This is a genomic window from Allobosea sp. R86505, from assembly GCF_042466375.1.
Taxonomy (GTDB): Bacteria; Pseudomonadota; Alphaproteobacteria; order Rhizobiales; family Beijerinckiaceae; genus Allobosea.
In genome coordinates this window covers 2816864-2831630 of sequence record NZ_JAXHPY010000001.1, presented here as the reverse complement: position 1 = coordinate 2831630, position 14767 = coordinate 2816864, and the positions used below count along the sequence as shown (strand labels likewise).

At 69.3% G+C, this 14767-nt stretch carries 13 protein-coding genes and 2 pseudogenes; 6 read left to right on the top strand and 9 right to left on the bottom strand.

Annotation, left to right across the window (positions count from 1 at the left end; all coding sequences use genetic code 11):
* Positions 1-696: 696 nt before the first annotated feature.
* Together SJY11_RS13740 and SJY11_RS13735 are read left to right on the top strand one after the other, a co-directional pair.
* Positions 697-768 (top strand): annotated as a pseudogene (locus tag SJY11_RS13740) (hypothetical protein); the annotation flags it as partial.
* A 953-nt stretch (positions 769-1721) separates the two neighbouring features.
* Entirely contained in the window at positions 1722-2048 is a 327-nt protein-coding gene (locus tag SJY11_RS13735; RefSeq protein WP_376987152.1) for a hypothetical protein, read from the top strand.
* A 37-nt stretch (positions 2049-2085) separates the two neighbouring features.
* Here SJY11_RS13735 and SJY11_RS13730 read toward each other — a convergent pair whose 3' ends face one another.
* Positions 2086-3042 (bottom strand): hypothetical protein, encoded by a 957-nt coding sequence (locus tag SJY11_RS13730; protein WP_376987151.1) that lies wholly within the window; start codon positions 3040-3042, stop codon positions 2086-2088.
* A 206-nt stretch (positions 3043-3248) separates the two neighbouring features.
* Between SJY11_RS13730 and SJY11_RS13725 the strand changes: the two genes are divergently transcribed.
* The 3 genes from SJY11_RS13725 (at position 3249) to trmFO (ending at position 5923) form a co-directional block, all read left to right on the top strand.
* Entirely contained in the window at positions 3249-3788 is a 540-nt protein-coding gene (locus tag SJY11_RS13725; RefSeq protein WP_376987150.1) for an invasion associated locus B family protein, read from the top strand.
* Positions 3789-4192: 404 nt separating this feature from the next.
* Positions 4193-4348, top strand: coding sequence for a DUF1127 domain-containing protein (locus tag SJY11_RS13720; protein ID WP_082358930.1), 156 nt, complete (start codon positions 4193-4195; stop codon positions 4346-4348).
* Positions 4349-4516: 168 nt separating this feature from the next.
* Positions 4517-5923, top strand: coding sequence for a methylenetetrahydrofolate--tRNA-(uracil(54)-C(5))-methyltransferase (FADH(2)-oxidizing) TrmFO (trmFO, locus tag SJY11_RS13715; RefSeq protein WP_376987149.1), 1407 nt, complete (start codon positions 4517-4519; stop codon positions 5921-5923).
* 5 nt (positions 5924-5928) lie between these two features.
* On the opposite strand, the gene SJY11_RS13710 is transcribed toward trmFO, so the two are convergent.
* The 5 genes from SJY11_RS13710 to yajC all read right to left on the bottom strand — a co-directional run bounded on the left by SJY11_RS13710 (position 5929) and on the right by yajC (position 10298).
* Positions 5929-6822: a phytoene/squalene synthase family protein gene (locus tag SJY11_RS13710; RefSeq protein ID WP_376989323.1), complete on the bottom strand. Its 894-nt coding sequence runs from the start codon at positions 6820-6822 to the stop codon at positions 5929-5931.
* A 144-nt stretch (positions 6823-6966) separates the two neighbouring features.
* Positions 6967-7344, bottom strand: a complete 378-nt coding sequence (locus SJY11_RS13705) for an Mth938-like domain-containing protein (RefSeq protein ID WP_376987148.1) — start codon at positions 7342-7344, stop codon at positions 6967-6969.
* Positions 7345-7360: 16 nt separating this feature from the next.
* Entirely contained in the window at positions 7361-8308 is a 948-nt protein-coding gene (gene secF / locus SJY11_RS13700) for a protein translocase subunit SecF (protein WP_376987147.1), read from the bottom strand.
* A gap of 30 nt (positions 8309-8338) precedes the next feature.
* A complete protein-coding gene (secD, locus tag SJY11_RS13695) occupies positions 8339-9949 on the bottom strand; it encodes a protein translocase subunit SecD (RefSeq protein ID WP_376987146.1) in 1611 nt (536 codons plus the stop codon).
* 73 nt (positions 9950-10022) lie between these two features.
* The gene (yajC, locus tag SJY11_RS13690) at positions 10023-10298 is read right to left on the bottom strand and encodes a preprotein translocase subunit YajC (protein WP_326905558.1); all 276 of its coding nucleotides are present in this window, start codon (positions 10296-10298) and stop codon (positions 10023-10025) included.
* 317 nt (positions 10299-10615) lie between these two features.
* Between yajC and SJY11_RS13685 the strand changes: the two genes are divergently transcribed.
* Positions 10616-11503: an ATP-binding protein gene (locus SJY11_RS13685; RefSeq protein ID WP_376987145.1), complete on the top strand. Its 888-nt coding sequence runs from the start codon at positions 10616-10618 to the stop codon at positions 11501-11503.
* Positions 11504-11707: 204 nt separating this feature from the next.
* Here the strand turns inward: SJY11_RS13685 and SJY11_RS13680 are convergent, their stop codons facing one another.
* From SJY11_RS13680 to surE, 3 genes and pseudogenes are all read right to left on the bottom strand, one after another.
* Entirely contained in the window at positions 11708-13114 is a 1407-nt protein-coding gene (locus SJY11_RS13680) for a peptidoglycan DD-metalloendopeptidase family protein (RefSeq protein ID WP_376987144.1), read from the bottom strand.
* A 113-nt stretch (positions 13115-13227) separates the two neighbouring features.
* Positions 13228-13890 (bottom strand): protein-L-isoaspartate O-methyltransferase family protein, encoded by a 663-nt coding sequence (locus SJY11_RS13675; protein ID WP_376987143.1) that lies wholly within the window; start codon positions 13888-13890, stop codon positions 13228-13230.
* Between the two features lie 106 nt (positions 13891-13996).
* Positions 13997-14759: pseudogene (gene surE, locus SJY11_RS13670) on the bottom strand (5'/3'-nucleotidase SurE).
* Positions 14760-14767 lie beyond the last annotated feature (8 nt).

The window sequence follows — 14767 nt, the reverse complement described above, 5'->3', positions numbered from 1 at the left end:
AGCTGAAGAGCGCCTTACCAACGCACGGGCGACCTTCCGAGCGTCGCACCTGTGCCTTCAGCGTGTTCATGCGCCGGGAAGGCTGTCACAGATGGAAAAGCGTCAGGAATGGAGGATTGCCGCCAGCCGTAGTAAACGACGAGCCGTCGCGCAGTTTTAATCGACGGCACACCCTCATCCGGCGCTCCGCGCCACCTCCTCCCATCCCGTATAAGGAAAAAGGCGTGGGTGCTCCCTACTCACCGACAAGAGCGCGGGGAACCCCTCTCCTGTAAGGAGAGGGGCAGGGGTGAGGTGCTGGCCCCTGGACACTGTGGCCGTGACCTCACCGAAGCAGCGGGGATCACCGCGCCCTCAGCGGAGAACGGCCGACACCTCACCCTGCCCTCTCCTTACAGGAGAGGGTTCCCCGCGCTGTCCGCGCCCCATCCGGGAGACGGAAAGAGGCACCGCGGCGCCCTCGCCTTCCGCCTTGGCCATATCCCGCCTTTGCGGTAGGACGCCGCGGCCCACAACCTGAAGGAGGGTGCCATGACCAGGACCACGCGCAACATCTTCGACCAGCCGTCCTTTTGAGGTCACAAGCAAGCGTCGGAAGTCCTACCCGTCCGAAACCCGCGTGAAGCGCGGCGTCCGCATCGTCCATGGCGATGTCGAACGTGCCAAGAAAAGCTCGGCCGCAACGACCTCTGCGTCTGCGGCTCCGGGCGCAGATTTCAAGACGTGCTGCATGCCCAGCGGCCGCTTCGACGGCTCCGACCGGGATGACTACTTTCAGGGAGTGATGCGTCCCTTCCCGAGGAGAGCGCGGGGAACCCCTCTCCCGGATGGGAGAGGGGCAGGGGTGAGGGACCGCCGCTGATCGCTGAAGCGAGACGGAGCCGTTGCGCCCTCCCCGGCAACGGCAGGCCCTCATCCGGCGCTCCGCGCCACCTTCTCCCATCCGGGAGAAGGAAGAGGCGTCGCGGTTCTCGCCCTCTCCTGACAGGAGAGGGTTCTGCCCCGAGGTTCCGGTGCTGGGCGAAAGGCGCGGGAACCCCTCCCCCTTGTGGGGAGGGGAAGGGGTGGGGGGCGCAAAGCCGGAACGCGCGGCGCTGCATCGATCCGCAACGCGGCTGCCACAGGATGCTTCTCAACCACCCGCTCACCCGGTCGTTCGCCCCCCACCCCTGCCCCTCCCCACCAGGGGGAGGGGTTCGCGTCGAGGACTCCATAAAAGTAATCCCCGCCCCCTCGCCCGCCCCCATACTCCCCTCGCCCATCACCCAAACGGGGCGGCCATCCGGAGGTGTGCCAGTGGCTGGGTGACGGGTCGGCGCCTGCGGGTGGAGTCACGATCCACTCCCGGGAGGCTTCGGGGCACCGCCCTGGGGGTACTACGGCCCCTGTGCGAGGAGCTCGCTGGAACGGTCGTATCGCATCACGCCTTCGTCCCATGCCGGACGGCGCGACAACCCGATGAGGGGAACTGGCGCCCGAGGGCTCGCGGCGAGGGATGGCTTTCGACCCGATAAGCGCGGCCCGGAGTCCAAAATCGCCGAAGGCGGAGCGCCGGGGGGCGTGCGGCGGGTGGCTCAACCCCGCCGCGCCGCGACCTGGCTCAACGGTTGCGGACCTCTACCCAAGCGCCCCGCGGCGCTCCGCCAGCCCCGTTCGACCACCGACGCTGCAACAGCGGGCGGGGGCTGGCGCTCGCCCCCCACCCCGCAGGGAGACGAGTCATGACCCGCAACAAACCCTCCGGCTTCTCGCCCGAGCACATCGCCAATTTCCACCGCACCCAGCAGATCCGCCGCGACCTTCTCAGGAAGATGGGCGACATCCTCGAGGTCTGGCGCGACTGCACCGACAAGGCCTGCCAACGCGGCCGCAGCTGCCGGCGCAACGATGCGGCCTGCCTGCGCGGCTTCATGGGCGCCCTGCCCGACCAGGACCGCCGCCTCACCGGCTACATGATCCAGAACGGCGCCGCCGGGATGAAGCCAGACGCCGCGCTGGCGCAGGCGCAGGCCCGCATCGCCGCCGAGATCGCGCAGGACGGCGGCTGAGCGGCGCAGCCGGCCCGGTTCGCCCGCGCCGGGATCGCTACCGCCCGAACGCCCGGCGCAGCACTGCCTCGTTCTCCTCCTGCCGCCGCCTTTCCTCGGCATCGCGCTGCCTGGCCTCCTCCTGCATCCGCTTCTGCGACGTCTGCCAGTATCGGCGTTCCTCGGCGGCTCTGGCGCGGGCGTTGCGGGCCGCGGCCTGCCCGTCGAGCTGCCAGAGGCCGGCGAGGTTGGAGAGGCAGGCGGCGATGCCGAGCGACAGCACGGCGATCTGGATCGCCTGCCAGGCCGGCAGCGACTTCGGGCTCTCGCCCATGGCGACACCGGCCGGTCGCGGCCGGAGCGGGCCGGACGCCGGCACGCTGGCCCCAGCCTTCTGGTGGCGGAAGGCCTGCCAGCGGGCTTCGACCGCACGGCGCAGCTCGTCTCGGGGCACCGAGACGACCTCGTGATGCAGGGCGACCCGGACGACCTCGCCATCGGGGATGAAGTTGGCCTTCCAGCCGGGGCCGCGCAGGAAGGCCGACCTGACGAAGAGCCTGGATTCATAGAACTGGCGCGACACCACGATCACCGTGACGCCGTAGAAGAAGCTGTATTTGTAGAGAAGCGACGGGCCGCTGGTGAACAGCCCGACGGGCGACAGCATCTTGGTGACGATGTCGATGCTGTCGATCGCCTGGATCTCGCGCCAGGGGATGAGCACCTCCCGGACCCAACGGTGGCTGATTCCGGCTGGCGACAGTGTGAAGATCGGCTTTCGGGGCCGTATGCGCGTCCACAGGGACCACGCCACGACGCACGAACCCGCCACCAGAGCGAGGACGACGAAGAGCCAGGTGTTGCCCCAGCTGCGCGGCTTCTCGCTCGCATCGGAGAGGACGAGGACGACGAGCCCCATCAGGATCAGCAGCAGCCCGGTCGGCAGCAGCCGGACGACGCTGGTGGCGGCACTGTAAGAGAGCGTCCGGTGGAGATCGCCGCCGCTGTCCGTCATGGCCCTGCCCCCGATTCGACGACGAGCGCGAACCGCTCCGTGCCGAGGCAGCGGCGCTACCACAGTGGCGGAACGCCGCAGCGCCCGCAAGACGAGCCGCGGCAGATGACGCCGCGCCGACCGCGCAGAATCCGCTCCCGCCGCCATCGTCACGCCCTGTTAACCCGTTTTTACCACCCTGCCCGCTTCGGACGAAAGGAGACAGGATGACGAATCCAGCCACCCGCACGCCCCGCCGGGGCCCTCGCGCCCTCATCGCCGCCACGCTCGCCCTCGGCGGCCTCGCGCTCGCCGCGCCGGCGGCCGCGGCCGCCACCGCCACCCCGCTCGGCCAGTTTGGCAGCTGGACCGCCGCCGCCTTCGGCGAGGGCGAGGGCCGCAGCTGCTATATCCTCGCCACGCCCTCGAGCGCCGCGCCCGAGACCCTGCGCCATGGCGAGGTCTATTTCTTCGTCAAGGAGAGCGAGACCCCGCAGCGCACCGAATCCAGCCTGCAGGCCGGCTACGACTTCGAATCCGGCTCGGAGGTCACCGTCACCATCGACGGCGAGACCTTCCGGATGATCACCCAGGGCAGCCATGCCTGGCTGCGCCGGGTCGAGCGCGAGCCGGAACTGCTGGCGGCGATGCGCGCCGGCCGCGTCATGGCGCTGGAGGCCCGCTCCGGCCGTGGCAACGAGACCCGCTACGAGTTCTCGCTGGCCGGCGTCACCGCCGCCTCGCGCCATCTCACCGCCTGCGAGTGACGATCAGGGGCCGGGCGGCCCGATTCGCGTCGCCCGGCCCGATTCCTCCCGTCGAAAGCGCCGATCAGCGCCGAACAGGGTGAATCAGGGCTTATGTGCGCTGCAGCATCGTTAAGGCGGCAAACCTGCCCATGCCGGCGGCAAATTGGCCTGACCACCGGACCGGCGCCGGCTCAATGACCATAAATAAGGCAGAAATTCCGCGAATCTTACCGGCTCGTTAACCGCTGGGCGCGGGCAAACCGGCAAAAGTGAAGGTTTTGAGAATGGTTCATGCGCAGATCGCATAACGGAACTGACGTCATGCCTCTGTTTGGGGCGGCCTGGCTCACTTATATGCACTGCACAACGATTTCATCGCTGTGGGCACCGACCCGCTCCGGAAACCTAGTAGGACCCTCGTTATGTTCGTCACCATGATCGCCGCCAAGATCCGCTCCTATCTGCGCTATCGCGAGACCGTTCGCGAGCTCTCCCGCCTGACCGACCGCGAGCTCGACGACCTCGGCCTGTCGCGCTCGGAGATCGCCTTCGTCGCGCGCACCCACGCCGCCGTCTGAAGACGCTTTCGCTCCGCGCAGGCGGGGCGCCGTGTAGTCTCTCCCGGACTGAGCGACCCTCCCTCGCGAAGACCGGTCGTAGAGCGAATGCCCGCCGCAAGGCGGGCATTTTGCATTTGCGGCCACGCTTCCCTTGACGGCGGCGGCGGCGGGCGACACATCCCGGGAATGGAACCCGTTCACATCATCGGCGGCGGTCTCGCCGGCTCCGAAGCCGCCTGGCAGATCGCCCAGGCCGGCGTCCCCGTCATCCTGCACGAGATGCGGCCCGTCCGCGGCACCGAGGCCCACAAGACGGAAGGGCTGGCCGAGCTCGTCTGCTCCAACTCCTTCCGCTCCGACGACGCCCTCTCCAACGCGGTCGGCCAGCTGCACTGGGAGATGCGCCGGCTCGGCTCGCTGATCATGGAGAAGGGCGACGCGCATCAGGTCCCGGCGGGCGGCGCGCTCGCGGTCGACCGCGACGGCTTCTCGCAAGCCGTCACCGCCGCGCTCGAGGCCCATCCGCTGGTGACGATCGACCGCGCCGAGATCGCCGGCCTGCCCCCGGCAGCGTGGGACAGCGTCATCGTCGCCACCGGCCCGCTGACCTCGCCCGCGCTCGCCGCCGGCATCCAGTCGCTGACGGGAGAGGATGCGCTCGCCTTCTTCGACGCCATCGCCCCGATCGTGCATTTCGACTCGGTCGACATGGACCAGGCCTGGTTCCAGTCGCGCTACGACAAGGCGGGTCCCGGCGGCACCGGCGCCGACTACATCAACTGCCCGCTCGACCGCGACCAGTACGAGGCCTTCATCGACGCGCTGCTGGCCGCCGAGACGACCGAGTTCAAGGAGTGGGAGGGCACGCCCTATTTCGACGGCTGCCTGCCGATCGAGGTGATGGCGCAGCGCGGCCGCGAGACCCTGCGCTGGGGCCCGATGAAGCCCGTGGGCCTCACCAACAGGCACAACCCGACGGTCAAGGCCTATGCGGTGGTACAGCTGCGCCAGGACAATGCGCTCGGCACCCTCTTCAACATGACGGGCTTCCAGACCAAGCTGAAATATGGCGAGCAGGCCGCGATCTTCCGGATGATCCCGGGCCTCCAGAACGCGGAGTTCGCAAGGCTCGGCGGCATCCACCGCAACACCTATCTGAACTCGCCCAAGCTGCTCGATGCCCGCCTGCGGCTGAAGGCCGATCCGCGCCTGCGCTTCGCCGGCCAGATCACCGGCTGCGAGGGCTATGTCGAGAGCGCCGCCATCGGCCTGCTGGCGGGCCGACTCGCGGCGGCCGAGCGGCTCGGCCGGGAGATCGAGATCCCGCCGGCGACGACGGCGCTCGGCGCGCTGGTCAACCACATCACCGGCGGCCACATCGTCACCATCGACGAGGGCCCCCGCTCCTTCCAGCCGATGAACATCAATTTCGGCCTGTTCCCCCATATCGAGGGACAGGCCACCCACGGCCCCGACGGCAAGAAGCTGAAAGGCCCGGCCAAGAGCGTCGCCCGCAAGCACGCCCTGACCGCCCGCGCCAAGCTCGAGATGGAGGCCTGGGCCGGCGGGGAGCAGGCTCAGGCGGCGGAGTAGCGCGATCAGCCCGCCGCGCGCGCCATCCGCCAGATCGCCCATTGCCGGCGCCAGGCGGGGAGCGTGATGATCGTGCGGTAGGGGTCGTAGCCCGACCGCTCCATGCGCGCGAGATAGGGCTCGACCAGCGCGACCGGCAGGAAGGCGGGCATCACCGCGGAGGGAATCGTGCTGCGGAGTTCCCGCAGCTTGGCCAGATGCCCGCGCGCGATGCCGCGCAGCTCCTTCAGCGTGTAGAGCACGCCCGGCCCGCCGCGCCCGCGCACGATGTCGTCCCGCGTCACGCCGTTGCGGGCGAGGATGTCGCCGGGCAGATAGACCTGCCCCTCGGCCGCATGCCAGGGGAAGGCGCGCATCAGCCCCGTCAGCGCATAGGCGACGCCGGCATAGCCCGCGGCCGCCGCCCCGCCGGGATCGCGGCCATTGGCGAGGATGATCGAGGCCAGCCGCACCAGCGCGCTCGCGGTCTCGCCGGCATAGCCCTCGAGATCGCGCAGCGACGGCATGGGATCGTCATAGAGGTCGAAGATGCGCGCCTCGATCAGCCCCGTCAGCGGCGCGATCGGGAGGCGATAGCGCGCGATCGTGTCGAGCAGCGCAGCGGCGACGGGGTGCCCTTGCGTCTCGCCGCTGGCCTGCCCCTCGAGCAGGTCGCGCCACCACTGCATCCGCACCTCGCCCGGCAACGGCTCGCTGACCAGCGCCCTGATGCGGGCGATCTCGAGGCTGAAGGCATAGAGCGCGAAGAGCGACGGGCGCTGCGATTCGGGCGCGTAGAGGCAGGTGATGTAGCGGTCGTGGTCCTGCTCGCGCACCAGCGTGGCGCAATGGGCATAGGCCTCCGGCAGGGCCGAATGCGCGGCCTGGCTGCGACGGTCGGTCTCGGTTGCCTGCGGCATCATCTGGCCTCGATCCGGTGCCTGCCCCCTGGCCACGTCTTGGCCAGTGTAGGACGAGGCGCGGGGGGATGGCTACGCCTTCACGACATGGGCGGCGCGATTTGCGGCGATGGCCGCTCGGGTGGGCGACCGGAAAGCCGGCCTTTAGTCCACCGCGATCAAGGCTGCGGCGACGCGCCGCTCTTCGGCCACCAGCACATTGTAGGTCCGCGCCGCGGCTCCGGTCGCCATGCCCTCGACGGTGATTCCGTGCTCCTTCAGCAGGGCGCGCCAGTCATGCGGGATGAAGGCGATGTCGGCGCCGGTGCCGATCAGCAGGAAGTCGATGCTCTGCGCCTCGTCCAGCACAGGCTGCAGCAACTCCGGCGTGATCTCGGCGAAGCGCGCCACCGGCCAGATGCGGATGCCGCCGGGCAGCGCCAGCACCGAGCCGCGATGGCTCATCCCGGCGAAGCGGAAGCCGCCCGCACCGAAGGCGTCGAGCTGGTGGCGGCCGGGAACGAATCCGTCGAAGCGGCTCATCTCGGCGCCGCGCCGTTCAGCTCTTCGCGCCGGCGGCGACCTTCTCGTCCGTGTTCTCGCTGCGGCTGAAGCCCGAGCGCACGTCGAGATAGAGCAGGACCGGCGTCGAGATGAACATCGCCGAATAGGTGCAGACGATCACGCCAAACAGCATCACGAGTGCGAAGCCTTCGATCGCCGTGCCGCCGAACACCACCAGCGCGACCAGCGCCAGCACCGTCGTGGTCGAGGTGATCGCGGTGCGCGAGAGCGTCGAGTTGACCGAGAGATCGAGCAGGTCCGGGATCGACATCGTCTTGTAGCGCCGCAGCAATTCGCGCGTGCGGTCGAACACCACGACGGTCTCGTTCAGCGAATAGCCGACGATGGTCAAAATCGCCGCGATCGAGGTCAGATTGAACTCGAGCTGGGTGATCAGGAAGAAGCCCAGTGTCAGCACGATGTCGTGCAGCGTGCCCAGGATCGCGCCGATGGCGAGCTGCATCTCGAAGCGGAACCAGAGATAGATCAGCACGCCGAGGATCGCCAGAACGACGCCGAGCGTGCCGGCCTGGACGAGTTCGCCAGAGACGCGCGGGCCGACGGTTTCGACCCGGCGGAAGTCAAAGGTGGCGGAAAAGGCGTCCCGCGCCTTGACGACGACCTGCTGCTGCGCAGCCTCGCCGCCTGGCTGGAGCGCGAAGCGCATCGAAATCTCGCCGCCGGAGCCGAATTCCTGCACCTCGGCCTCGCCGAAGCCGAGACCGTTTGCCGTCGCGCGCACCGAGGCGATGTCGGGCCTGCCTGACTTGGCCTGCATCTCGATCAGCGTGCCGCCGCGGAAATCGATGCCGAAATTCAGGCCCACCGTCAGGAACAGGACCAGCACCAGCAGCGAATAGGCCGCCGAGAACGGGTAGCTGAACCGCCGGAAGCGGACGAACTTGAAACGGGTGCCGTCGGGAACGATGCGAAGCAGACGCATGCGCTGATCTCCTTGAACAGTTGGCTTGCGTCAGAACGGAAGGGTCTTGGGCTTAGCCCAGCGATACCAGAGCGCGATCAGCATGCGAGTCAGCGTCACCGCCGTGATGACGGTCGTCAGGATGCCGAGAATGAAGACGACCGCGAAGCCGCGCACCGGGCCCGAGCCGAGCGCAAACAGCGCCAGCGCCGCGATCAGCATGGTCACGTTGGAATCGATGATCGTGGCGAAGGCGCGCTGGAAGCCGGCCTCGAGCGCCGAGACCAGCGAGCGGCCCTGATGCGATTCCTCGCGCATGCGCTCATAGATCAGCACGTTGGAGTCTACCGCCGTGCCGATCGTCAGCACGATGCCGGCGATGCCCGGGAGCGTCATCGTCGCGCCCAGCACCGACATCAGGCCGAAGATCAGGCAGACATGGACGAGCAGCGCAATCGAGGCGATCAGGCCGAACACGCCATAGGTGCCGATCATGTAGAGGATGACCAGTGCGGTCGCGATCAGGGTCGCCATCTTGCCGGCTTGAATCGAGTCGGCGCCCAGTCCGGGACCGACGGTCCGCTCCTCGACGATCGTCATCTTCGCCGGCAGCGCGCCGGCGCGCAGCAGGATGGCGAGGTTGTTGACCGATTCGACGGTGAAATTGCCGGAGATCTGGCCCGAGCCGCCTGTGATCGGCGACTGGATGACCGGCGACGAGATCACCTTGTTGTCGAGCACGATCGCGAGCGGACGGCCGAGATTTTCCGTAGTCGCCTGCCCGAAGCGCTGGGCGCCGCGGATGTTGAAGCGGAAATTGACGATCGGCTGCGCGGTTCGCGAATCGAAGGCGGGCTGTGCGTCGATCAGGTCCTCGCCCTCGACGATGACGCGCCGCTCGACCGGAACCAGCGAGCCGCCGGCATCCTGCGAGGGCAGCATGTCGACATCGCCGCCCTGGCTCTCGGCGACCATGCGGAACTGCAGCTTGGCGGTCTGCCCGAGAATGTCCTTCAGGCGCTGCGGGTCCTGCAGGCCGGGCACCTGGACGAGGATGCGGTCGAGCCCCTGGCGCTGGATGTTGGGCTCGGTCGTGCCGAGCGCGTCGACGCGGCGGCGCAGCACCTCCATCGCCTGCTCGACGGCGCGGCGGACGCGCTCATTGGCGCCGGCTTCCGTCACCGTCAGCTGGATCAGCCCGTCGGGCTGCTCGGCGACGTCGATCGTGTTGTTGCCGGACGGCCCGAAGGCGCCCAGCGTCCCGACCGGCTGCGCCAATTCGCGCAGCTTGGGCAGGAGCTTCGCCCGGTCGGACGCCTCGGGCACGCGCACGCTGACGCCGCGCGCCGTCATGCCGATGCCACCCTGGAAACTGACCCGCTCCTCGCGCAGGATGCGGCGGACGTCGTCGCGAAGCTGCGTCACCTGGCTGCGCACCAGATCGGCGCGGTCGATCTCGAGCAGCACATGCGAACCGCCCTGCAGGTTGAGCCCCAGCACGACGGCGTGAATCGGCAGCAGGATGCGCGGGATCCAGGACGGGGCGCCCTGCTCGATCGCCTTGCGGGTCTCGGGCGAAAACAGGTTCGGCAGCGCGAAGCCGCAGCCGAACAGCAGCACGAGCAGGACGACGATGACCTTGCGGGTCTGGAAACGGAGCATCTGCGTGTAGCGCCTTGTTGTCGCGCGCCGGTCCCTCGCGGGGCCGGGCCTGATGAAACCCGCCGGGGGTCGGTCAGCTCTTGACCGGCTCGCCCTTGGCGCGGACGTCGGTGATCATGCCCTTGACCAGGCGCACGCGGACGCCGTCGGCGATCTCGGCCTCGATCTCGCCGTCGTCGATCACCTTCGACACCTTGGCGACGATGCCGCCCGAGGTGACGACGGTGTCGCCGCGGCGGACGTTCTTGACCATCTCCTGATGCGCCTTCACGCGCTTCTGCTGCGGGCGGATGATCAGGAACCACATGATCACGAAGATCAGGACGAACGGCACCAGCGAGATCAGCATGTCGGTGGAGCCACCGCCACCAGCGGCTTGAGCGAAAGCAGGGGTGATCACGAAACGGCTCCTTCATCGCGGCGGCGCGGGCGCCCCCGGCCGCGGGGCGCGGCAGAATTGGTCACAGGCCTCAAAAAATCGCGCGGACTATAGCCAGAGGCGCCGTTAAATCAATCGGACGCGCCCGGCTCGCACGAGCCGCCCATCACCTATGGGCTCGCCGCAGTTCGCGCAATGGCCTTGCGCTTCCCGCCGACAAGCCGTTAACCGTTGCCATCGCCGTACCGCCCGGTACGGCTCCGCGCCGACCCGCCCGAAGGCCCGCCATGAACGCCCCCTCGCCGACCGCCACCGACCCGACGCTGGCCGCCCTGCTGCGCATCGCCGACGCGCTGGAGCGCATCGCCCCGCCAGCCCGCAAGCCCGCCGATCTGACGCTCGCCGACGCCTTCGTCTGGCATCCCGCCGGCTCGGAACTGGCGCCCGTCGCGCGCGTCAACCGCGTCGCGCTCTCGCTGCTGCGCGGCGTCGATCGCGTGCGCGACACGTTGGCCGAGAACACCGAGCGCTTCGCCCGCGGCCTGCCGGCCAACAACGTCCTGCTCTGGGGCGCGCGCGGCATGGGCAAATCGTCGCTGGTCAAGTCGGTCCATGCCGACACCAACACCCGCCTCGCCGGCCAAGCGCTGCCGCTCAAGCTGATCGAGATCCACCGCGAGGACATCGAGAGCCTGCCCGTGCTGATGGGCCTGCTGCGCCCGGACGCGCATCGCGCCATCGTCTTCTGCGACGATCTTTCCTTCGACGGCGACGACACCTCCTACAAGTCGCTGAAGGCGGCACTCGACGGCGGCGTCGAGGGCAGGCCCGGCAATGTCGTGTTCTATGCGACCTCGAACCGCCGCCATCTGATGCCGCGCGACATGATGGACAATGAGCGCGCGACCGCGATCAACCCGGGCGAGGCGATCGAGGAGAAGGTCTCGCTGTCTGACCGCTTCGGCCTCTGGCTCGGATTCCACAAATGCAGCCAGGACGAGTATCTCGCGATGATCGACGGCTATGTCGGCCATTTCGGGCTGGAGATCGACCCCGAGACGCTGCGCCACGAGGCGCTGGAATGGGCGACGACCCGCGGCTCGCGCTCCGGCCGCACGGCCTGGCAGTACATCCAGGACCTCGCCGGGCGCCTGGGCAAGCCTCTGGAGGGGTAAGCGGCAGCCCGTCATTCGCGGGCGAAGCGCAGCGAAGACCCGGGAATCTCAGGCAGGAAGAGGCTCGATAACGAGATGGTCGGGTCAAGCCCGCTCATGACGTCCATCGGACAAAAAAACGGCGGGGCGGCCTTTCCTGGGACCGCCCCGCCTTTGTTCCGACCGGTGGGGTCTCGCGGAGACCGGTCGAAGGTAAACCCGTGATCAGTTGTTGAGATAGGGCGTCGGATCGACCGGCGCCGAGCCCTTGCGCAGCTCGAAATGCAGCTGCGGCGAGGAGACGTTGCCGGTCTGACCGGAGCTGGCGACGACCTGGCCGCGCTTGACCGTGTCGCCCCGCTTGACCTTGAGCTCGCCATTATGGGCGTAGGCCGAGACATAGCCGTTGGGGTGGCGGATCAGGACGAGATTGCCGTAGCCTTTCAGCTCGCTGCCGGCATAGGCCACGGTGCCGCCCTCGGCCGCCTTGACCGGCGTGCCCTCCGGCACGGCGATGTTGATGCCCTCGTTGCCGCCGCGCCCGCTGAAGCCGGCGATGACGCGGCCGCGGGCCGGCCAGCGGAAGTCGGCCTTCTCGCCGGGCTCTCCGACCTTGGGCAGACTGGCCGTCGTGGTCGGCTCCGCCTCGGCCTTCGGGATGGCCGTGACCTTCGGCTCGGTGGCCGGCGCGCTGGCGACGACGACCGGCTTGGCCTTCTCGGCCGCCCGCACGGGCTGGGCCTGGGCGACGGCCGGCTTGGCGGCAGCGGTGGCCGCCGGCTTTTCGATTCGGGCGGCGACCGCGGGCTTGGCGACGGGGGTCGGGACGGCGGCAGCGGTCGTGCCGGCCTTCGCAGCAGCCTTCGCCTTGGCTTCGGCGGCGAAGCGGGCGCGGGATTCGCGCATCGCCGCAGCGTCGGCCTCAGCTTTCGCCTTGGCTTCGGCGGCGGCCCTGGCCTTCGTCTCCGCGGCGGCAGCGGCCCTGGCGCGGGCATCCGGCACCGGCGCGGCGGGACGCGCCGCGGCGACGGAGGCAGCCGGCGCGGGCCCGGTGACGAAGCGTGACGCATCCGAGCGCGTCTCGGCCGGGGCCTGAGCAAGCTGCTGGCGCGGGGCGGCCGGAGCCGGCGACGCGGACGCCGCGGCATTGTAGACGGGGATCGTCAGCCGCGTGCCGGGCGCGACATTCGGGCTCGACAGGCCGTTGGTCGACATCAGCGCCGCACGCGGCACGCCGTAGCGCGAGGAAATCATGTCCAGCGTCTCGCCCTGGGCGAGGACGATCGGACTGCCACCCTGGGCCGACCAGCCTGCGGCGCTTCCGGCCACCGGCTGCGGCGCCGCGCTGCGCAGAGCGACGGCCGATTGCGGCGGCGGCAGGGGCTGAGAACGCACGGAAGCCGTGGCCGGAGCCGGCGTCGCATAGAGGGGCGTGTTGACCGAACGCCCGATCGAGCCGGTGGTCGCCGGATCGCGAGCCGGGGCCTGCGCCGTCTTGAACGGGCTGTCGAAGGGGGTGTCGGTAAAGCGCAAGGTGTCCGACGAGCAGGCGCTCACGCCCAGCGCCAGGAGGCACGCCGTCGAAGCGCGCAGGACGAGACTGAACTTGACCGATCCGGCAGGGCTACGCATGGAACTGGCACTCGCAAACGACGCAACTCGATAGCCAGCATTAAAGCCGCGTTCAGGTTACGAAAGCGTTTCGCTGCGCGCCCCCGCCTTTGCTTTTCGTGCGCAGACCGCGATCAGAGCGCCCGCGCCAGTCCCGGCGCCAGCGGCGGCAGACGCACGGCCGGCCCCGGCGCATGGTCGAAGCTGCCATCGGCCAGCCGCGTGACGACGACGCGCCGCGCCGAGCCCTCGACCCGCATCGCGCCGACCAGCCGCCCGCCCGGCGCCAGCCGCGCCAGCAGCATCTCCGGGATCACCGGCGTGACGCCGTTGACGAGGATGCGCTCGAAGCGCCCCAGCGTCCGGTCGGGCTGGAGCCCGTCGGCATGGCGCAGTTCGATCACGCCCGCAAAGCCGCTGCCGGCGACCCGCTCCTGCGCGGCGAGCGCCAGCGTGCGGTAGCGCTCGAGCGAGACGACCTGAGCCCCCATCGCTGCCAGCAGCGCGGTGACATAGCCCGAGCCGGTGCCGATCTCGAGCACGCGCGCGCCGGCCTGCAGATCGAGCGCGGTCAGCAGCGCCGCGACGGTATGGGGCGCCGTCATCGTCTGGCCGCAGGGCAGCGGCACCGAGACGTCCTGCCGCGCGAGATCGGCGAAGCGCGCCGGCGCGAAGCGCTCGCGCGCGACCTTCTCCATCGCTCTGAGCACCGCGAGGTCGCGCACGCCTTGCGCCCGCAGCGACAGGAGGAAGGCGACGGTGCGCTCGCCCTCGCTTGCCGGCCGCTCCTCGATCATGGTCGCGTCTTCCGTCATTGCGAGGAGCGCAGCGACGAAGCCATCCAGGGGCCGTCGGGCGAGCCCTTCTGGATTGCTTCACTACGCTCGCAATGACGAAGTGGCGTCATGCAAACACCCGCGCGAACCGCGTCAGCGTCGGCTCATGGGTCAGGTTCGAGCTCCAGCGGCGTCACCGAGATCTTCTTGTCCGCCAGCGCGCGCAGATCGGTGCCGTTGGCCGGCTCGGTGCGCCCGCGGGCGAAGGCGATCCAGTAATAGGGGTTGCCGCGCCCGTCCTGCCGCGGCTGCAGTTGCATCAACTCCTGGTCGCGCCGCCCCTGCACCGTCACCGCCACGCCGGCGACCTCGTCGGGCGCGACATTGGGGAAATTCAGGTTGAACAGGATCTCCTTCGGGATGCCCTCGTCGAGAATCCGGCGGATGATGCCAGGGGCATGCTGCTCGGCGCAGTCCCAGCGGATGTTCTCGCGCCCGCCGGGCCCATAGCCCTGGCTGATCGCGATCGAGGGGATGCCGAGCAGCGTGCCCTCCATCGCGGCCGCGATGGTGCCGGAATAGGTGACGTCCTCGGCGACGTTCTGGCCGCGATTGACACCCGACAGCACGAGGTCCGGCCGGTTCTCGATCATGATCGAGCGCACCGCCATGATCACGCAATCGGTCGGCGTGCCGGTCACGGCGAAGCGCTTCTCCTCGATCTGGCGCAGCCGCAGCGGGTTCGACAGCGACAGCGAATGCGCCACGCCCGACTGGTCGGTCTCCGGCGCGACCACCCAGACATCGTCGGAGAGCTGCGCCGCGATGCGCTCCAGAACCGCCAGTCCCTCGGCGTGGATGCCGTCGTCATTGGTCACGAGAACGCGCATGTCAGAGG